A 19329-nucleotide genomic window follows, 5' to 3' on the forward strand; every position below is an offset into this window, starting at 1 on the left:
AGCCGCAAATGTACACGGCCCCGCGCCCCTGAAAAACGCCGCTCACCCGGTGCTTTCAGGGGCGCGGGGAACTGCGCGACCAGCCCCCACCGGACCCGCAGCCGAACAACGAACCGCTAGTCCACCTCGGCCACCGCCTGCGCGAACTGTGCCTTGTACAGCCGCGCATACGCCCCGTCCGCCGCCAACAGCTCCGCGTGCGCGCCCTGTTCGACGATCGAGCCGTTCTCCATGACCAGGATCGTGTCCGCGTCCCGGATCGTGGAGAGACGGTGGGCGATCACGAACGACGTGCGGCCGTGGGCGAGTTTGGCCATCGCCTTCTGGATCAGGACCTCCGTACGCGTGTCGACGGAGGACGTCGCCTCGTCGAGGACCAGGATCGTCGGATCGGACAGGAACGCCCGCGCGATGGTGATGAGCTGCTTCTCACCGGCGCTGACGCCCGTGCCCTCGTCGTCGATGACGGTGTCGTATCCGTCGGGCAGCGTACGGACGAAACGGTCGGCGTGCGCCGCCCGCGCCGCCTCCTCGATCTCGCCCCGGGTGACCTCCCGGGACGCGCCGTACGCGATGTTCTCGGCGATCGAGCCGCCGAACAGCCAGGTGTCCTGGAGCACCATGCCGATACCGGACCGGAGTTCGTCCCGGGACATGCGCGCGATGTCGACGCCGTCGAGGGTGATCCGGCCGCCGGAGACCTCGTAGAACCGCATGAGGAGGTTGACGAGGGTGGTCTTGCCGGCGCCGGTCGGGCCGACGATCGCGACCGTGTGGCCCGGTGCCACCGTCAGGGAGAGGTCCTCGATGAGCGGCTTGTCGGGGTCGTAGCGGAAGGAGACGTGCTCCAGGGCGACCAGGCCGCGCAGTTCGGCGGGGCGCTCGCTCGGCATCGGGTCGGGGGCCTGCTCCTCGGCGTCGAGGAGTTCGAAGATCCGCTCCGCCGAGGCGACGCCGGACTGGACCAGGTTCGCCATCGACGCGACCTGGGTGAGCGGCATCGAGAACTGGCGTGAGTACTGGACGAAGGCCTGTACGTCACCGATCGACAGGGAGCCGGACGCGACGCGCAGGCCGCCGACCACCGCCACCAGCACGTAGTTGAGGTTCGACACGAACATCATCAGCGGCTGCATGACACCGCTGTTGAACTGCGCCTTGAAGCCCGCCTCGTACAGCGCGTCGTTCTGCTCGGCGAACAGCTTCGCCGACTCGTCCTGCCGGCCGAACACCTTCACCAGGGTGTGCCCGGTGTACATCTCCTCGACGTGCGCGTTGAGCTTGCCCGTCGAGCGCCACTGCTGCACGAAGTGCGGCTGCGAGCGCTTGCCGATGCGGGTGGCGACGAAGAACGACAGCGGCACGGTCACCAGCGCGACCAGCGCCAGCAGCCACGACACCCAGAACATCATCGCGAGGACGCCGATGATCGTGAGCAGCGAGTTGATGAGCTGGCCCATCGACTGCTGGAGCGTCTGCCCGATGTTGTCGATGTCGTTGGTCGCGCGCGAGAGGACCTCACCGCGCTGCCGCTTGTCGAAGTACGACAGCGGGAGGCGCGACATCTTCGTCTGCACGTCCTCGCGCAGCCGGAACATGGTCCGGTTGACCGCCCGGTTCACCATCCGGGTCGCCACCGCCATCAGCAGCCCGGCCACCATGAACGTGCCCAGCGCGAGCAGCAGCACATGACCCACCGAGGTGAAGTCGATGCCCTTGCCCGGGGTGAAGTCCGTGCTCTTGAGCATGTCCGCGACCGAGTCCTGACCCCGGTCGCGCATCGCCTGGAGGGCCTGCGCCTTGGTCGTCCCGGCCGGCATCTGCCGCCCGATGATGCCCGCGAAGACCAGGTCGGTGGCGTTGCCGAGGATCTTCGGCCCCACCACGTTCAGCCCGACGCTGATCACCACGCACACCAGCAGGATGCCGATGGTCAGCCGCTCCGGCCTGAACTGGCCGATCAGCCGCTTGCCGGACTCCTTGAAGTCCATCGAACGGGCGTCGGGGCCCGTCCCGGCCATCATCCGCCCCATGGGCCCGGCCATCAGGCAGCCTCCGCTTCCGTCAACTGGGAGAGCACGATCTCTCGGTACGTCTCGTTGTCCGCCATCAGTTCGTGATGGAGCCCCACCCCCACGACCCGTCCCTCGTCGAGTACGACGATCCGGTCGGCGTCCCTGATGGTCGCCACCCGCTGCGCCACGATCACCACGGTCGCCTCGGCGGTCTCCCGCGAGAGCGCCGCCCGCAGCGCCGCGTCGGTCGCGTAGTCGAGGGCGGAGAAGGAGTCGTCGAAGAGGTAGATCTCCGGCCGCTGCACGAGTGTCCGGGCGATCGCGAGCCGCTGCCGCTGACCGCCGGAGACATTCGTGCCGCCCTGCGCGATGGGGGAGTCCAGCCCGTTCTCCAGCTCCTCGACGAAGCCCTTGGCCTGCGCCACCTCCAGCGCGTGCCACAACTCCTCGTCCGTCGCGTCGGGATTGCCGTAGCGAAGGTTGGTCGCCACCGTGCCCGCGAAGAGGTACGGCTTCTGCGGGACCAGGCCGACCGTCTTGGCGAGCAGCACCGGGTCGATGGTCGACACGTCGACTCCGTCGACGAGGACCTCGCCGTCGGTCGCGTCAACCAGGCGCGGGACCAGACTCAGAAGGGTGGACTTTCCGCTGCCGGTCGAGCCGATCACGGCCGTCGTCTCGCCCGGACGGGCCACCAGGTCGATGGACTTCAGTACGGGTTCCTCGGCGCCCGGGTAACAGAAGCCGACCCCGCGGACCTCCAGATGGCCGTGCCGGCGCAGCTCGAAGACGGGAGCCACCGGCGGCACGACACTGGACTCGGTGTCGAGGACCTCCTCGATGCGCTCGGCGCAGACCTCCGCGCGCGGCACCATCATGAACATGAAGGTGGCCATCATCACGGACATCACGATCTGCATGAGATAGGCGAGGAACGCGGTCAGATCGCCGATCTGCATCCCGCCGCTGTCGATCCGGTGCGCGCCGAACCACACGACCGCGATCGACGACAGGTTCACCGTGGTCATGACCACCGGGAACATCAGCGCGAGCAGGTTGCCGGTCTTCAGCTGCATCTCGGTGAGATCGCCGTTGGCCTTCCGGAACCGGTCCTTCTCGTACTCGTCCCGGACGAAGGCACGGATCACGCGGTTGCCGGTGATCTGCTCGCGCAGCACCCGGTTCACCGCGTCGAGACGCACCTGCATCGCCCGGAACAGCGGCCGCAGCCGCCGCACGATGATCGTCACGCAGATGGTCAGCGTCGGCACCACCGCGATGAGCACCCCGGACAGCGGCACGTCCAGACCGAGCGCCAGGATGATCCCGCCGACGCACATGATCGGCGCCGACACCAGCAGGGTGAACGTCATCAGGGCCAGCATCTGGACCTGCTGGACGTCATTGGTCGTACGGGTGATCAGCGAGGGCGCGCCGAAGTGGCCGACCTCGCGGGCCGAGAACGACTGCACCCGGTCGAAGATGGCACCCCGGATGTCCCGGCCGACGGCAGCCGCGGTGCGCGCGCCGAAGTAGACGGCACCCGTGTTGCACACGACCTGGACCAGCGAGATCCCGATCATCAGGGCGCCGAACGACAGGATGTAACCGGTGTCCCCCTTCACCACACCGTTGTCGATGATGTGCGCGTTCAGGGTGGGCAGGTAGAGGGTGGCGCAGGTCTGCAGGAACTGCAGCAGCACCAGCAGGGCGATGGGTTTCCTGTAGGGCCTGAGATAGGTCCGCAGAAGTCGTATGAGCACGCTACGTCTCTCGGATCGGCGGTGAGGGGCGGGCGGGTGTGTGTGCCCCTCGCCCCCATCGTCGAACACTCCACCCGCGTTACCTCAACTGATTAAGCCAACAGCAGTGCCCTTGGTGCCCTTATGAACCCTTAAGAGCGGAACGCGTGAACTCTTACGAGCGGAACGCGCCCGGATGGGTCTGTTCCCGTACGGACACGTACTGCTGACGCACCGCCTGTCCTACGGCCAGGTCGTCGCCCGGCTCGAAGACCTGGGCGACCGGTCCCTGCCAGGGCGGGGGAGTGCGCGGGTCGAGGGTGCCCTGGGAGACCCCGAGCGCCCAGGCGGCCTGCCGGGCGGCGCCGATCGCGGCGTAGTCGGCGGGCTGCGGCACGACGATCTGCGTCCCGAACAGCGCGGGCGCCGCGGCCTGTACGGCGGGCAGCTCGGCGGCCGACCCGAGCAGGAAGAGCCGGCGCACCGCCACGCCCCGCCCGCGCAGCACGTCCAGCGCGTCGGCGAGCCCGCACAGCATGCCCTCGAAGGCGGCCCGCGCCAGATGCTCCGCCTTCATCGACTCCCGCCGCAGCCCGGCCAGCGTCCCGGCGGTGTGCGGCAGATTGGGCGTCCGCTCACCCTCCAGATAGGGCAGGAACACCAGCCCGTGCGCTCCCGGCGTCGACTTCATCGCCAGCTCGGACAGACTCTCCAGATCGGACAGCCCGAGCAGCTCGGCGGCGCCGCGCAGCGTCCGTACGGCATTGAGCGTGGTGACGACCGGCAGATGCATCCCGGTCGCGTCGGCCAGCGAGGTGATCATCCCGCTCTGATCGACGAGCGCCTCATGGTGTACGGCCATCACGGACCCGGAGGCGCCGAGCGAGACGACCGCGTCCCCGAACCCGATGCCGAGCCCGAAGGCGGCGGCCATGGTCTCGCCGGTGCCGGCGGAGATCAGCAGCCCCTCCGGGGTCGTACCGGCCGCGTCGGACGGCCCGATCACCTCGGGCAGCATGGCCTGGTGACCGAGGGCCAGCTCGACGAGATCGGGCCGGTAGCCGCCACTGGCGGCGGACCAGTACCCGGTCCCGGAAGCCCCACCGCGATCGGTGGTCTGCCGTACCGGCCGCCCGAGGAGCTGCCACACGAGCCAGTCGTGAGCCTGCATCAGGACCGCGGTCCGCCGCGCGTTGTCCGGCTCGGTCTTGTTCAGCCAGCGGAGCTTGGTGACGGGCTGCGCGGCCTGCGGTACGGAACCCACCGCCTGCGCCCACGCCTCACGCCCGCCGAGCGCGTCGATCAGATCGGCCGCCGCGACCTGCGCCCGCTTGTCACCGCCGACCATCGCGGGCCGCACGGTGTTGCCCTGCGAGTCCAGCGGCACGACCGCGTTCTGCTGCGCGGACACGCCGATGGCCTGCACACCTTCGAGCAGCCCCCCGCCGGCCGCCTCGCCCAGCGACAGCAGCCAGGCCTGTGGATCGACATCGGAGGGCCGCCCGCCGCCCTCGGTCTCGGTTTCGACCGGATGCGGCGCATATCCCTGCCTGAGCACGGACCCCGTGTCCGTGTCACAGACGACGATACGAGTGAAATCGGGCGAACTGTCCAACCCGGCGACTATCCCCATGACAGAAATTCTGCCGTACGGCGGGAGGTCACCGCGCCGGGTCGCGACTCCCTAGGTGTTGCTGGTGCCCCAGTCGTCCTCGCCCGTGCCGTTCGCGTTGCGCTCACGCAGGGACCGTACGCGCTGGGCCACCGAGTCCGGGACCCGGTCGCCGACCTTGTCACCGACCGCGTGGTACGCCTTGCCCGCGAACTGGCGGCCCTGCTGTGCCGCGGTCTCGGCGGTGTTGCGGACCGCCGGGTTCTGCGCGACCTGGCGCGCCGACTTCTTCAGCTGCTCGTAGCGTTCGCGTCCGGCCCGCGTGCCCAGCACGTAACCCAGAGCCAGTCCGACGACGAACGTGAGCTTGTAGCGCATGACGGCCACCCTTCCCTTGCGTAGGTCCCTTGCACAGGTCTCCGGCGCGGCATCGCTGCCGGGGGAACCGATTGGCGGAGCACCCCCCTGCTTGCGCTAATGTATGTGTCGCAGCGAGCACACGCCCCCTGGCGAATACCCAGGAAGGTACGTTCGATGCGAACGAGGCATTCCCCTGTAGCTCAATTGGCAGAGCAGCCGGCTGTTAACCGGCAGGTTACTGGTTCGAGTCCAGTCGGGGGAGCTTCGATCTTCCGTAGCTCAATTGGCAGAGCAGCCGGCTGTTAACCGGCAGGTTACTGGTTCGAGTCCAGTCGGGAGAGCCAGCACTTGGCGAGTGGACGAGGACCCCGATGGGGTCCTTTTTCATGTCCCCCGGAACCGCCCGGCGCAGGCCGCAGTCCTCATGGTCGTGCGAAGTCGACCATCCGAAGCAGGAGATCGTATGAGCGGCTATGCTGCGGCAGACGGCGCGTACAAATGTGCGCGACGCGCCGTAATGGGGCGGTAGCTCAGCCGGTTAGAGCAGCGGACTCATAATCCGTCGGCCGTGGGTTCGAGTCCCACCCGCCCCACCATGCACTCCTGTGAACTGCGGAAACGTCTCATCTGGGGTGCGGATTCAGGGTGTTGGCCCATGGGGCTGAATCCGCCGCTCGTGAGTTCGCGTCTGGGCGTCGAATTCTGGACGCCGGCTGGACGCGAGGATCCGGAAGTGCTGCCCGGTGATCTCGGGTGTCGGGAGACGGCCCGTGCCACTGCGGACTGACCGTCAGGCGGCCCGGGTCGGTCAGAAGCTCGGTGCTCGTCGGTGCCGCGCGCGCTTTACTGCCCGAGGTCGATCGTGCGGACCGGCCGCCCTGTCGTGCGGGCGATGGTTTCGAAGCCGCGGTCGTAGTGGGGGAGGGTGAGTCCCGCCTCTTCCGCGGCTGCGGCCACCAGGAGGTCGACGGGGGCCCGCACTGCGGTGTTCTCCCTTGACGGTCACCCGTGTGCCCCGGTCGTCGGTCGTCGGTCGCCGCGCCCGCGCTCGTGGGGGCGTTCTACGCGCTTGTCCAGCAGTAGGCCGATGTCCGGAGCGCCCACGGCCACCGGTTCGCGGGCCTCGTCGAGTGCCCACAGGCGCCGGTGGCGGGCCGTGACTTCCCGCGGCGCGAGTATGGGTGGCGCGGCGGGTGGATGGCTTGGCGGCGTCGGTCCTTGCGCCGGATCACCGGCGGATCGTGGCGGTGCTGGAGTCGGAAGCCGGCCGGGAGGGCGTGCGCTGCCGGCAACTGGCCGCAGTCCTGGGGCTGGAGGTCGTCTCGGCGAGGTGGAGGAGCCGCGTCACCTGGTGCGTGACTACGAGACGCTGCCGGCCAACAGCCAGGCCGGAACCGAACCGGCGACAACGGCCGCACCACCCGCCACTCCGCCCCCGTCATGCCGGAGCCCTCGGTATTCGGTCCGGCCGGTCCGCCACGTTGCCGGACCTGTGCGCGAGGCAGTCACACGACAGGGACGCCGAGTTGGACTCCACACACGCGGACGCGAAGGACTGCGGCAACAGGGCCTCCTGGTGATCGGTTTGGTGCGCAACCCCGAACTGCCAAGAGGCCCTGCTGTCATGCGTCGGCCCTCACGTGCTCACTCGATCAGGAACTCTGTTCGACCAGGCAGGCCCCGTGATCGACAAGTGGATGACGTCTCAGCACAGACAAGGATCCGTACCGTGCCCCAGGCCAAGGACGTCGCCGTCCCTCAGTGCGCCGGAGTAGGCCTGTACCTCGTCCACGGCGCCGTGCAGGTACTCGCCCCAGCCGTCGTCGGACCTGGCCCTGCCGATCTGGAGGGCACCTGTGCTGTGCCAGCCGTCGGTGAGGCTCGCGGTCGCCTGGGCGTTGGTGTACCCGTCGAGGTAGAGCTTGATCGTGTCGGTGGCGTCGTCGTAGACCACGGCGAGGCGATGGCCTTGGCCCTGGCCTCCGTCCGCGCCCACGATCTGGGACACCACCTTCTCGGGGGCTCCGGCCTCGTCCTTCTCCGGCATCACGAGTTGCCAGGTGTGCGTGGACGGCTCGTAGCGCACTTCGAAGGCGTCGGTGTGCTCGCCTGCCTGCGAGAGTACGGCCATCGGGTGAGCGGGCTCGGAGTCCGCGAGGCGTACGACGACGCCGAGAGTGAAACTGTCCCCGGTGTCCACGACGGGCCCGTCGGCAGCGGCGTACCCGCTCTCGCCGTCCAGCAGCAGATGCCCGTCACCGACGAGTGGCGGCGGTACGTAGGTGCAGTCCGGGTCGATGTCCGGGATGCAGGAGTCGTCGGAGCCCCGGTAGATCGAAGCCCCCGTGCCGAGCCGCAGCGGCGCGCCGTCCGACTGCTCGGGGCTCACCCCGTCCGTCGCGTTCTCCAGCGACCAGTGGCCGTGCAACTTCGGCTTGCGGAAGGCCAGTTCGGCTACCTCGTCCGGCACCACGACCCGGTCGTGAACCTGTACGTCACCGATGTCCCCGTGCCACTGGTCCCCATAGCCGGCAGCACCGAGGGCGCGCCCGATCTGGAAGGCGCCGGCCGCCTCGGCGGGAGTCGCGTCGGCCGCGGTCCCGGCCTCGTGGCCGTTGACGTACAGCCGCGCCTTTCCGGTCTCGGCGTCGTACAGCCCCAGCAGATGGGCCCACTCGCCGGTCTCGGGGGCGCCGCCGGACACCTGCGCGCCGTCGATCGTGAACGACCAGGCGGGCCCGGAGTCCTGGCTGCGCAGCCCGAGGTCGAAGCCGGGCGCCCCGTCGGCATCCTGGCTGACGACGGTCATGTTCCGGTCGGTTTCGGCGGGCCGTACCCACGCGCTCACCGCGAAGGTCTTACGGAGGTCGGCCGCCGGGGCGTCCGGGGTGAGAAAGCCTTGGTCGCTGCCGTCGAGGGCGACCGTGGCGGTGGCCGTGGTGCCTGTGGGCGCCGGGCCGCCGAAGGTCACGCCGGTCCCGGCACGGGCGGGGGCGCCGGTCTCGGCGGCGGCCGAGTGGGAGTCCGCCGGGTCGTCCAGCTTCCAGCGAGCGACGGGAGCACGGCCGGCCTGCACGTTGAAGTCGTAGTGCGACTCCCCGCTGCTTCGGCCCGACCGGTCGATCGCGCGGACCGTCAGCGACTTGGGTCCCGCGGAGAGCGGCAGGTACGGAATGGTCACGGGCGCGCCCGGCCGTTCCGCGGAGACCGTGCCGTAGGGGCCGCCCGTGAAGCCGTACGTGTACGACACCACGTCGTCGGAAGGCGAGTCCATGGTGAAGTGGCCGTAGACGCCCACTCCGTCCACCCAGAACACGTCCTCCGGGTTGGGGTATTCGGGAGAGGTGATCGTCGCCTTCTCCGGGCTCACGTCGTCGTACACGAACGAGCAGACCGAGCCGTCGCCCTCGTCGCTCCACGGGGAGGTCGCCTTGCCGTCGTTCGCGCGGACATGCCAGGAGACGACGGTGTTCGCCGGGATGTCGTTCGGCATCGTCCAGTACTGGCGCTGCCCCGAGGTAAGAACGATGGTGGTGTAGGTCCGCTGCTGTTTCACTCCGGCCGCGTCCGTCCACCAGGCTTCGAACTCGCCACTGACCGGGCTGGATTCGGAGGGCTGGTTGTCCTCTTCCGGGTCGTACAGCACCGCACTGAGCCTGGGCGGCGCCGAAACGTATGGCGTGTCGTCACCGGTCGCGCATGCCTTGCCACCCGACTGGAGGTCTTGGACGAGCGGCTGGTTCGGCGGCAGGTTGTCCACCGCGTACGCCGTCCCGGCAGCCGTGACCAACAGTGCCGCCGCACAGCTCCCCACCACCGTGCGTCTACGTCTGCCTGTCCCTGCGAACCTGGTCAAGTGGCCCTCCCCTGTGAGTACTTGATGCTCGTGGATCACGCGAGCGCCTGAAGCTAACAGAGACCACTGACAGCACGGAAAGGGTTTCCTGGCCGGTCTGGTCCAGAACTTCGGTGTCGTCGAAGCAGAACAGCCAACAACGCCGGGGAGGCCGGGCAGGGGCACGGAAATGCGGTTGCTGTTGGTGTTCGATCACCATCTCGTCGGAAAGAAAATCCGCTGCGCATGGTGTCGAGACCCTCCCCTCAGCTGGGGAGAGGGTCCGTGAATCAGGTGTGCGTGGCCATCCGGGCAGCGTTCTGGACGCAGGTCGGACACAAGGATCGGAACGGGATACCTGTGGGTCGTCCATGGTCCGACGCCCCTGTTTCTGACGTGCTTGTGGGGCGGAGGACTGGTCGCGTGGCTGTGCTGCCGCGGGGCGCTCCTGAAATCGGGTCGTCGCTGTTGGCCGAGGAGGGCTTCGATCTCGGGCGCACGCAGGTCGCTGCCGTGCTCGTCCAGGAAGTTCTCTGGAGCTCGTCCCGGTCGAGCTGCCGATCCGTTCCCGGAAGAGCACCCACGCGTTGTGGTTGCGCCGCCCGTGGTCCAGGACGGTGTCGAAGCCTTGGGAGTCGGCCTCGGTAAGGATGCCTGCCAGGCTGCCGATGGTCTCCTCGCCCGGAGGAAGCCTTCCGCAGTCGGCCAGCCAGCCGGTCTGAGGCCCGGGACCACTCGGCGAGCGGTTCCAGGGAATCCTCGGGCAGCGGGTGGGTGGCCCAGGGCAGTCGCGGGTCGTCGATGTCGTGGCGGATCGCAACGCTGCGGATCTGCCGACGGGTACGGCGCAGCAGTCGTGGGTTGCCGGAGACCGCGGTGACCACTGAGCTGACGAGTTGATCGAGGGCGCGGTCGGCTCCGACGCGGTCCGCGAGGTCCACGCCCCACTCCGTGCCCCGGCGAACCTGTCCTCGCCCAACTGAAGACCTGGCGCCCCCTCCGCCGAGCCCGCCGCTCAACCAGCGGCGTCGAACGCATCGCCGCTGCCGCCCACACCCTACTGATCTGCGGATACTCGGGATGAAAGAGGTTCATTCACCGGTGGATTCGAGCTCGGTCGTATGAGCAAGGCCACATTCTCGAATCGGTTACTTTCCGCTCGCGCCGAGGCAGAGACATTCGAGCTCGGCCCGGTCCCTGATTCGGCTGAAAATCACAAGCCCAGAACTGGTGTCGACCTGATCATGCAACACCTCGATAATCCGCTGGCCAACGGGTCAGCCGCCCTCAATCCAGGCTTGGAATGCGCCGGCCGACCGGCGAGCATGCATGTGAGTGGCTGAGATTCTCCTAATGGAATCCGACAGCCCACAAGAAAGTCGACAAACAGGATAAAGGTGTCTTAAATAGAAAGAAAACAGGCGTGGTGTGGAACTGTCCGTGACGGTATCGCCCAGTAAATCGGGCCTCTGTGGTCCAGAAACTCCTTTCGTGGCCGCTGGGCCTGATATAAGCTCCTGTTGACCGTGAGGCGTGGGGGCACGTGTAGTCCGGTGTTCTTGAATCCGGACCTTCCTCGCGGTTGTGGGCATCGAGTGCTCAACGGAGGGGGATAATCTCTGACCCGGGACTGGTGACACATCGGTGTCGCCGTCCGTATCGGTGCCGTGTGGCGTGTCCGGCTTCCAATTCTGGGCTTTCAAGTCTGAATTATGGTGCGCCCGCGGGGGGATTATAAGAGGCTTGCAGAGTCAAATGTGCAGGAGAATTCTGTACGGCCTCGCGAAATTCCGGTGAGCTCGAACGCGCGTTTCGCGCGCCGCATGGGCCGCCCGCTTCCCGTCCTGATGCTCTGCCTGACGGAACCGACATCGACATGACATGGTCATGTCTAACTTGAGGAGTAAAATTGAGGACTGTATTACGTGTGTGTGTTGCCGCTACGGCCGTGCTCGGCGTCATGACGGTCGCGCCGTACGCCTCGGCGGCCGAGTCTGGCGCGAACACACCAGTAGGGACAGTGCAGTTCGCGGGCGGACAGGCCGAGGGCCTGGCCATGGCGGCCAACGCGCCTGCGGGCACGAAGGAGATCCTGGAGTCGAACGCCGTCGCGGCGGCCGCGGCCGCGAACGTGTGCGGCGCGGGCTACACCGTCTCCACCGGCGCCGCCCGCTACGGGACCTACGGCACCGCCTACACCTGGTGGAACAACACCTACAGCGGGACCAACCACCTCTACGACCGCCCCATCTGCGCCGTGTTCTTCAACGACCTCGGCTCCACCCGGTACATGGGCGTCCGGCTGGCCGACAACTACACCGCCACCGCGGACACGCAGGACTTCGGCGCCTATTCCTCGTACGCCGGTCCCGTCTATCAGAACAAGGGCTACTGCGGCCGGGCGTACTCCTACATGGAGGAGGCGAGCGGCAAGGTCGACGTCGACAACTACCTCAGTGTCGGCACGTGCGACTGACGCGACCGCCGCACGTTCGATCCCGCGGACCTGTCTTCGCCCGGGGAATATCATCCTCGCCCTCGCCCTGGCATTTCTGACCGGCGGGCGCATTTCCGGAACCGAGGATGGCGGAATTCCCGGTGTCGAGCATCCGGGATCCGACAGCCTCGTCAATGACGACATCGATGTCAGCGTCGGTGACGGTGTCGACCGGGCCGGCTCAAACACGTTCCGCCTCAAACACGTTCCGCATCGAAAGCGTGCTCGCCCACGGCGTCAGGAGCCAGGCCGACACCGTGGGCGGGCCGCATCTCGGCCCCATTACGCAGCAGCCGAAGAGCCACATCGACGCGCCGGAAACCCATTGAAGGCGCGCGCGATTCGGCCGACCGACCATTCACTGGAAGGTGACCGCGACATCATGCGCTATCCATCACGGGGAAGAAGGAGGAGACAGTCATCCGCACTCGTTGTCACCGCAGCAACCGCGTTGATCGCTTCCACCTTCACCATGAACACCGCACAAGCGGCGATACCGAACACGCCCAAGAAATCGACACAGAAACCGGCCGTCGCCTCTGAGGAGAAGTCCACGTCGGCGGTCCCGCTGAAGGATCGCGACACCGTTCTCGGGAAGGGCTGGAAGACCTCCGCCGACCGGGCCGTGACCGCGGCGGCCGACAGCGACGGCTTTCATCTCCTGGTCGCCGACAGCAAGGACGGATACGCCTGGAGGACGGCTGCCGTCCTGAGCGAGCCTCAACTCCCGGCCGACACCTGGATCGGCAACAGCTGTGTCATGGACGACCAGCACGCGGCCGTCGTCTACGCTCCCCGCACCTTCGCCAACAAGCCCGATCTGATGATGGGCGGCGCGTTCACCGCGATCGTGAACCTGGACGACGGAAGCGTCGTAAAACTGCCGTTCACCGCGTCCCTGGCCTACTTCGACCCCACCTGCAGCCCGGTCACGCACACCGCCGTCTTCACCGCGCTGCGCGACACCAAAACCCGTCTGGTCACGGTGAACACCACAGGCGCCACGGTCGCCGACACCACCGCCGAGGGTGAGATCACCTCGGCCGTCCCCACCAAGGACGGCGTGATCGCCGCAGCCGGAAACCGGCTCGTCCACGTCGACCGCAAGGGCAGGACGACCAAGCTCGCCGCCACGCGACACGCCCCGTACGGCATCCGCGTGGCCGATGACGGCACGGTCGGCTACATCGACCGCACCGGCAACACCGACGCCACCGTGCAGACGTACGCGCACGGCAGGAAAACCACCGTAGCGAGCGGCAAGCTCACCGCGATGAACCTGCGCCAGGGCACCGACGGCACCGTCTATCTCACCGGAAACGCCAACCACAGCAAGGGTTTTGAGGCCGGCGGCATCAAGGCGCTGGCCGTCTCCCCCGACGCGGACCTCTCCACCCGTGGCCGCCTGGCCGTCGACCCGGTCGTCTCACCGGCGGTGCAGTCGGGCATCGCCACCATCAAGAACGCCGGCCGCGGCTTCACCGGCACCGCGACCAAGCAACCGGCGGCCCAGACGACCACGGGCCGCACCAACCACGCCCTGACCATCAACGCCGCAGTGCCGGGCACGGGCCGGCACACCAGCCAGAAGGCCGCCGAGCCCGGCACCACCGCGGGCGGTAAACCGTCGCCGACGCTGACGGGTTCCCCGAAGCCGCAGACATCGACGACGGGCCCGGCGACCACGGCCGCCGACTCCAGGGCCAACGACCCCGTCGACACCGACCGTTGGTGCTCCGTACCCCGCAACGACGTCGCCACCCAGGCCCTCCAGCCCACCCCCAACCAGGTCGAATGGGCCGTGGACATGGCCGTCCAGGGAAAGCTGCGCTCCAACCTGATCGCGCAGGGCGGCTGGCGCTCACAGACCGGGATCTCCACCATCGACCCGCAGGGCCTGTTCCCCAAACCCCCGCTGACCGGCGGCGGAAACATCCCCGCACAGGTCCAACTGGGCATCCTCGCCCAGGAGTCCAACCTGTGGCAGGCCGAATCCGGAGCCATCCCCGGCCAGATGGGCAACCCGCTCGCGGCCGTCGACGGCTTCTACGGCCATCAGACCGGCGGCACCCTCAACGACTTCTGGACCATCCGCTGGGACAAGTCCGACTGCGGCTACGGCGTCGGGCAGGTCACCGACGGCATGCGGCTGGCCGGACACGAGAAGGAGGGCGAGACCTCCCTCCCGGTCGCCACGCAGCGGGCGATCGCCGTCGACTACGCCACCAACATCGCCGCCTCGCTCTACATCCTCGCCGACAAGTGGAACGAGGTGCACGAGTCCGGCCAGACGATCGCCGTGAACAACGACGACCCGGCCAAACCCGAGAACTGGTTCACCGCCGTGTGGAACTACAACCTCGGCTTCAACACCAAGGCCGACGCGGGCACCAACGGCAACTGGGGCCTCGGCTGGTACAACAACCCCGCCAACCCCGTCTACCCCGCGTCCCGGCTCGCGTTCATGAACACCGACCTCGACCCGCTGGCCAACAAGGACGCCGCTCACCCCCAGAACTGGCCCTACGAGGAAAAGGTGATGGGCTGGGCCGCCTGGTCCCAGGACACCGGCCACTCCTACGCCACCTCCGGCCGCCAGGACTGGCCGGGCGAGTCCGGCTTCTCCTCCGCCGGCTTCCGCCCCGCCTCCTGGAACGGCACCAACGGGACCGTCATCGACCCGGCCAGCGGAAAATACCGCCGGGCCCACGCCACCCCGCCACTCGACGCGTTCTGCAACACCAAGAACAACTGCGACACGGCCAGCCCGCCCGACTGCCCCACAGCCGGCTGCTACACCCAGTACTGGTGGCACGAGGCCAACACCACCTGGAAGTCCGACTGCTCCGCCAGTTGCGGCATCGAGAACATCAAATACGTGACCCCGATCAACGAACCCGGCCGCGGCACCCGCCTCCAGTACGGCACCCCCGTCTGCTCGGGAGCACCCTCGGGCGCCAAGGTCGTCGAGTCCGTCCCCGCGGGCACCGACACCTGGAGCGACTGCGGAACGACCGCGACGGACGGCTCGTTCCAGTTCACCTTCAACCCCGACCCGAACGCCACCGGACCGGGCCTGGGCCAGTACGACGCCAAAGCCGACCTGCACCAGATCGGCGGCGGCTACGACGGCCACTTCTGGTACGCCCATGAACGCAGCCCCGATCAACTGGGGGGCGAGGGCGGCAAGATGACCGTCAACGGGTCATGGAAGCTGAGCGGGCCTCTCGACAAGAAACAGGCCATGGTCTACGTGAACATCCCGGACACGGGAGCGCAGGCCAAGAAGGCCGTCTACGAGGTCGATACCGCCCTGGGCACCCAGAAGGTGACGGTCGATCAGTCCGCGAACGAGTCCAACAAGTGGGTTTCCCTCGGCGCTTTCCGCTTCAACGGCATGACGCCCGAGGTGAGACTTTCAAACACCACCAGCGACGGAACCGCGGACAAGGACATAGCGTGGAGCGCGGTCGCCTTCGTTCCCGGCGATTTCAACGTGCCGGGCGGCAGGATCGCAGGTCTGGAACTACCCGACCCGGACCTCAACGCGACGGACGTCGACTTCGTCGACGACGACCAGCAGGAGCAGCCCGCTCCTCCCGGTGTGGTGCCCAATCCGTTGTTCGGCTCGCGCACCGGGGACGACTCGTGCTCTGAGGGCCTGAAAAATGGTCAGGGCCGCCAGTGCGTCACTTTCGAGCCGCTGGCCAAGCCGTCGGCGACGGCGCGAGTGTCCGCTGCCGCAGGCGCTCCCCCCGGAACCCTGGTCCCATGGTGCGCTCAGGTGGGTCTGGCGCAGACCTACACGATCGAACGCCGTGAGGGCTGCCTGGCGTTCACCACGCTGGTCCACTGGACGAAGAAAGATCCCGACGGAGTCGTGGAGACCGCTTCCGCGGCGTTCAACGTGTTCGTCGAAACCAAGACGGTGAACACGGCCACGTTCACGGAACGCATGTCGATCGTCCCCGTTGACATGGATGTCGCTCTCGGCGCCGTGTCACTGGACTACTGGGATACCCCTTGTACCCCCGACTGTGATGCCACGTACACCACGAACTGGAGCGACGCGACATGGACCGGTCTGCTTGACCGCCACTGGGCCAGTGCGACCAAGGCGAACACGTGGACCGCGCCGACAGCCGGTACCTCTCAGGCATTCGATCGCGGGGTGTTCCTGAGTTTCAAGGCCGACAGCCCCGAATGGCAGGGCCTCGTTCCGGTCGACACACCAGAGATATCCCTGTTCGATCAGGTCCGGTGTGACAACGGGGTATCGGTCCCGAATTCAACCGGCTGTATCTTCTACAGGCACATTCCGACGTTCACCATGAATACCGCGAAGTACCCCGCTGCCGCCGCCTACTACTGGCTGTTGCGCGAGGAGTTGCCGTCACACCCGGGCAGTGAGGAATACAAGACGCCCCTCCATCGGGAGAGGGACCAGACAGTGCGGGAGGCGAACAGGCGGAAGGTGTGCCCCAACTCGTTCACGCCCAACATCAAGGCCACGCCCGAAGCGACGACAAACAGTCCCGACGGCCGACAGTGTGACGAGTTTCCGTTCGCTGCGACGAAGGAGAGCGGGGGTCAGTCCATAACCAACGGAGACGAGTGCGTCCAGCTGTACGCGCAGAAAAGTGACAGCGACGGGAAGTGGCGCCTCTATCCGGATGACGGATATCCGCCGCCCACGTGGAACGAAGTGTGCGGCCGGGCTTCGATGTCGGCGGCACAGAACGAGGCCGCGGGTCGGGGCCTCTCAGCCTTCTACACGCTGGCGCGCATGGCTGACGATGACGCCTTCTACATCAAGGCACCGTCGGTGGAGGGCTGCCGCCCCGATGAGATCTGCGTGGTCACCCCGTAGTTCCTGACCCACTCGCCAGGGCGGCGGCCCGACATATCCACGTTTCGGACCGCCGCCCCGCACTACTCCCACCGTACGAAGGCTTGGCCGTCGCCGCCGACGAGACGTGGTGTCAGCGGAGCCGCATAGTCGGGCAGACGAATTTCCGTCCCCTCGGTCAGGGCGGCGAGGAGATCTCGGAACATGTGGGACAGGCTGTCCCACACCTTCACCGGGCCCTCGTTGTCCCCGGCTTGCAGACCGTAGAGCACGTTTCCGAACCGGTCCCCGTCACGGTGGTCGACGATGAGCTTGCCTCCGGTCAGGTCCGTGGCAATCGGAACCCATCGGACATGGAACAGGTATCCATACACCCCGTCATAGATGTCCCGCAGGTCCGGGTCTTCCGACTCGTTCTCGTCGACCCATTCGGATATCGCTTCTTCCAGAGCTCGTTGACCGGCACGCATTCCCGCGGCGGTGTGCAGGACGAACCCCTCGGGGAGAATGACGCCGGGGCCGTTGTGACCTTTCGTGGCCGCGACCCCGTCGTGGCGTTTCAGCCACGCCACCAGATCGGGGTGCAGAAGGAACCGACGGTCGGCGATGGCATCGATGTCCTCCTGCGTCGCCGGCGGGTTCAGGGCGGCATGGTCCGCGGGCGCGTTGCCCTCCAGCCATGTGTCGAGGCGGCCGATGGCAACGTCGAGGTCGTCATTCATGTGACAACTCTATGAGTTGCGGATGTGGATAGCCGTGCACTTGTGGCGCAAGCGGATGCCGTAGGAGAGCCACCGATCGTGGTCACCTTGATCAGGGAGTGGTGCGCCAAGGACCGGCACCGCTGCGAGAAGCCGGTTCCCGGCAGCGTCGTACGCACCGGTTCGGCCCGATCGAAGGGCACGAACCACAAGGCGACCGAGTCCGCCGCCCTGCCCGCACTGCGCACGGTGCCCGAGGCCGTGCCCAACGTGCCCACGGCGGCCATGGACGTCGAGGTGGCGGTCGACCGCCTGTCGCGCGTACGACAGGATCGCGCGCACATCGCGAGAGCCGAGAGAGAACTGCGACGGTCGGGCGAGGCGCGCGAGGAGCACGCCGGGCAACTTGGCTGCCCGGTCGCCGAACTCGTCAACGTGTCCTCGGAGTTGGAGCAACTGGATCAACTCGCCGCCCAAGCGCGTCGGCTTTCCGAGAAGCTCGGCCTTCGGGGATACGACGCGACCCGGTCGCGGGTTGTCTCGCGCTCGCCGGTTTCGCGGGCGCCTGACGGTTTCCGGACCCACTTCGGGCACCCCGGAGGAGACGCACGGGAACCCCGGCCCCGCGCGTCCCTCCCTCACACCGCCAGCAGAGTCCAAGGATTCGGCCGGGCCAACGCCAGCCGAGGTTTCCGCGCGGCCCAGTGACGTACCGCCGTTTCCAGAACCGCCCCCGGATCATGGACAGTTCGCGTCGGTTCGAAGGGTGACGACATGCTCGTGTAGCTCTGGAACATGGCCAGCAGCTGGACCGCCCGGTGCTGGAACGGCGACAGGTACTGATCCGCGAGCGGCAGGAAGAAGCGGTTCCAGGTGTTCGTCGGGACGAACGGCGGCTGTTCGACGGGGGCCGCGCCGTGCTGTGCGCGGAACTCGTTGAGGGTCCGGCAGGCGATCTCGATCATCGAGGAGAGGCGCAGGCTGCCGACCCCGCCCGCGATCACCTCGACGCGTGGAGCGGCCGGGGCCGGGGGACTGGCGAGCACCGCCGAGGCGACGGCCTCCGCCACATCGTCCACCGGGCTGATCTCCGCGTAACCGTCCGGGTCGCCGACGACGACCGCGGCCAGGCCGGAGACCAGGGCGTGGATGATCGTGTACGGCCCGGAGAAACGGGCGATCCGCCCGTCGTCCCGCCGGCCCACGATCAGCGGCGGCCGGACGATCGTCAGCGGCCCGCCGTGCTCCTCGCGTGCCACCGACTCGCAGGCGGCCTTCGACCACTCGTAGCCGTTGCGGTATCCCTCGAACTCCGGTCCCCGCAGGTCCTCTTGGGCCCGCACTCCCCCCACGTACGCCGTCGACACCTGAACGACGTGGGTGTCCCGGTCGGCCAGCGCGAGCACCGCCCGCAGCGGGTCCACGTTGGCCGCCTCCGCCTCCGCCCTGCTCATCGTCCAGCGGGTGGAGGCGGCGGTGTGCACGATCACGTCCCAGTGCCCGGACAGGTCCGGCGGTGGCGGCTCGCTCCCGATGTTCCAGGTCGTCACCGCCGCGTCCGACGCCCGCCGGGCCACCCGGGTCAGTGACCCGGGGCAGCCGGGATCCGCGCGCAGTCGGTCGACGACTTCGGTGCCCACCACACCGGTGGCGCCGGTGACAAGGGTTCGCATGGTGTTGACCGTTCCGTGAGTCGGGGGAGGGAGAGAGGAGGGACC

At 67.8% G+C, this 19329-nt stretch carries 12 protein-coding genes and 3 tRNA genes; 7 read left to right on the top strand and 8 right to left on the bottom strand.

Annotation, left to right across the window (positions count from 1 at the left end):
• Positions 1-116 precede the first annotated feature (116 nt).
• The 4 genes from ACIRRY_RS08055 to ACIRRY_RS08070 all read right to left on the bottom strand — a co-directional run bounded on the left by ACIRRY_RS08055 (position 117) and on the right by ACIRRY_RS08070 (position 5747).
• Complete coding sequence (locus ACIRRY_RS08055) at positions 117-2045, bottom strand: ABC transporter ATP-binding protein (RefSeq protein WP_403969131.1); 1929 nt, start codon at positions 2043-2045, stop codon at positions 117-119.
• Complete coding sequence (locus tag ACIRRY_RS08060) at positions 2045-3778, bottom strand: ABC transporter ATP-binding protein (RefSeq protein ID WP_403969133.1); 1734 nt, start codon at positions 3776-3778, stop codon at positions 2045-2047. Before ACIRRY_RS08060 ends, ACIRRY_RS08055 begins: the two co-directional genes overlap by 1 nt.
• Before the next feature lie 154 nt (positions 3779-3932).
• Positions 3933-5390 carry an FGGY-family carbohydrate kinase gene (locus ACIRRY_RS08065; RefSeq protein ID WP_403969135.1) on the bottom strand — a complete coding sequence of 486 codons (1458 nt, stop codon included), beginning with the start codon at positions 5388-5390 and terminating at the stop codon, positions 3933-3935.
• A gap of 51 nt (positions 5391-5441) precedes the next feature.
• A complete protein-coding gene (locus ACIRRY_RS08070) occupies positions 5442-5747 on the bottom strand; it encodes a YtxH domain-containing protein (RefSeq protein ID WP_403969137.1) in 306 nt (101 codons plus the stop codon).
• 171 nt (positions 5748-5918) lie between these two features.
• On the opposite strand from ACIRRY_RS08070, the gene ACIRRY_RS08075 reads away from it, so the two are divergent.
• From ACIRRY_RS08075 to ACIRRY_RS08085, 3 genes are all read left to right on the top strand, one after another.
• Positions 5919-5991, top strand: a tRNA-Asn gene (locus ACIRRY_RS08075).
• A 6-nt stretch (positions 5992-5997) separates the two neighbouring features.
• Positions 5998-6073: transfer RNA gene (locus tag ACIRRY_RS08080), tRNA-Asn, on the top strand.
• A gap of 175 nt (positions 6074-6248) precedes the next feature.
• Positions 6249-6325 (top strand) — tRNA-Ile (locus ACIRRY_RS08085).
• A gap of 247 nt (positions 6326-6572) precedes the next feature.
• Here ACIRRY_RS08085 and ACIRRY_RS08090 read toward each other — a convergent pair.
• Positions 6573-6710, bottom strand: coding sequence for a hypothetical protein (locus tag ACIRRY_RS08090; protein WP_403969138.1), 138 nt, complete (start codon positions 6708-6710; stop codon positions 6573-6575).
• A gap of 724 nt (positions 6711-7434) precedes the next feature.
• Complete coding sequence (locus tag ACIRRY_RS08095; protein WP_403970843.1) at positions 7435-9546, bottom strand: LamG-like jellyroll fold domain-containing protein; 2112 nt, start codon at positions 9544-9546, stop codon at positions 7435-7437.
• A 1945-nt stretch (positions 9547-11491) separates the two neighbouring features.
• On the opposite strand from ACIRRY_RS08095, the gene ACIRRY_RS08100 reads away from it, so the two are divergent.
• From ACIRRY_RS08100 to ACIRRY_RS08110, 3 genes are all read left to right on the top strand, one after another.
• A complete protein-coding gene (locus ACIRRY_RS08100) occupies positions 11492-12040 on the top strand; it encodes a hypothetical protein (RefSeq protein ID WP_403969140.1) in 549 nt (182 codons plus the stop codon).
• A gap of 107 nt (positions 12041-12147) precedes the next feature.
• Positions 12148-12390: a hypothetical protein gene (locus ACIRRY_RS08105; protein WP_403969142.1), complete on the top strand. Its 243-nt coding sequence runs from the start codon at positions 12148-12150 to the stop codon at positions 12388-12390.
• 143 nt (positions 12391-12533) lie between these two features.
• On the top strand, positions 12534-16931 hold the full coding sequence (locus ACIRRY_RS08110; RefSeq protein WP_403969144.1) for a Tat pathway signal protein: 4398 nt from the start codon (positions 12534-12536) through the stop codon (positions 16929-16931).
• Between the two features lie 62 nt (positions 16932-16993).
• Here ACIRRY_RS08110 and ACIRRY_RS08115 read toward each other — a convergent pair whose 3' ends face one another.
• Positions 16994-17632: an SMI1/KNR4 family protein gene (locus ACIRRY_RS08115; protein ID WP_403969146.1), complete on the bottom strand. Its 639-nt coding sequence runs from the start codon at positions 17630-17632 to the stop codon at positions 16994-16996.
• Positions 17633-17710: 78 nt separating this feature from the next.
• On the opposite strand from ACIRRY_RS08115, the gene ACIRRY_RS08120 reads away from it, so the two are divergent.
• Positions 17711-18319: a hypothetical protein gene (locus ACIRRY_RS08120; protein WP_403969148.1), complete on the top strand. Its 609-nt coding sequence runs from the start codon at positions 17711-17713 to the stop codon at positions 18317-18319.
• On the opposite strand, the gene ACIRRY_RS08125 is transcribed toward ACIRRY_RS08120, so the two are convergent.
• Positions 18250-19284, bottom strand: coding sequence for an SDR family oxidoreductase (locus ACIRRY_RS08125; protein WP_403969150.1), 1035 nt, complete (start codon positions 19282-19284; stop codon positions 18250-18252). The genes ACIRRY_RS08120 and ACIRRY_RS08125 overlap by 70 nt on opposite strands.
• Between the last annotated feature and the right edge of the window lie 45 nt (positions 19285-19329).

It is taken from the genome of Streptomyces sp. NPDC101776, from assembly GCF_044766845.1.
Taxonomy (GTDB): domain Bacteria; phylum Actinomycetota; class Actinomycetes; order Streptomycetales; family Streptomycetaceae; genus Streptomyces.

What these genes read in the sequence shown, in the direction of transcription:
- ACIRRY_RS08125 (WP_403969150.1), bottom strand. Translation starts at nt 19,284, where the DNA reads ATGCGAACCCTTGTCACCGGCGCCACCGGTGTGGTGGGCACCGAAGTC.
- ACIRRY_RS08110 (WP_403969144.1), top strand. Translation starts at nt 12,534, where the DNA reads ATGAACACCGCACAAGCGGCGATACCGAACACGCCCAAGAAATCGACA.
- ACIRRY_RS08065 (WP_403969135.1), bottom strand. Translation starts at nt 5,390, where the DNA reads ATGGGGATAGTCGCCGGGTTGGACAGTTCGCCCGATTTCACTCGTATC.
- ACIRRY_RS08070 (WP_403969137.1), bottom strand. Translation starts at nt 5,747, where the DNA reads ATGCGCTACAAGCTCACGTTCGTCGTCGGACTGGCTCTGGGTTACGTG.
- ACIRRY_RS08105 (WP_403969142.1), top strand. Translation starts at nt 12,148, where the DNA reads ATGGCGGAATTCCCGGTGTCGAGCATCCGGGATCCGACAGCCTCGTCA.
- ACIRRY_RS08115 (WP_403969146.1), bottom strand. Translation starts at nt 17,632, where the DNA reads ATGAATGACGACCTCGACGTTGCCATCGGCCGCCTCGACACATGGCTG.
- ACIRRY_RS08055 (WP_403969131.1), bottom strand. Translation starts at nt 2,045, where the DNA reads ATGGCCGGGCCCATGGGGCGGATGATGGCCGGGACGGGCCCCGACGCC.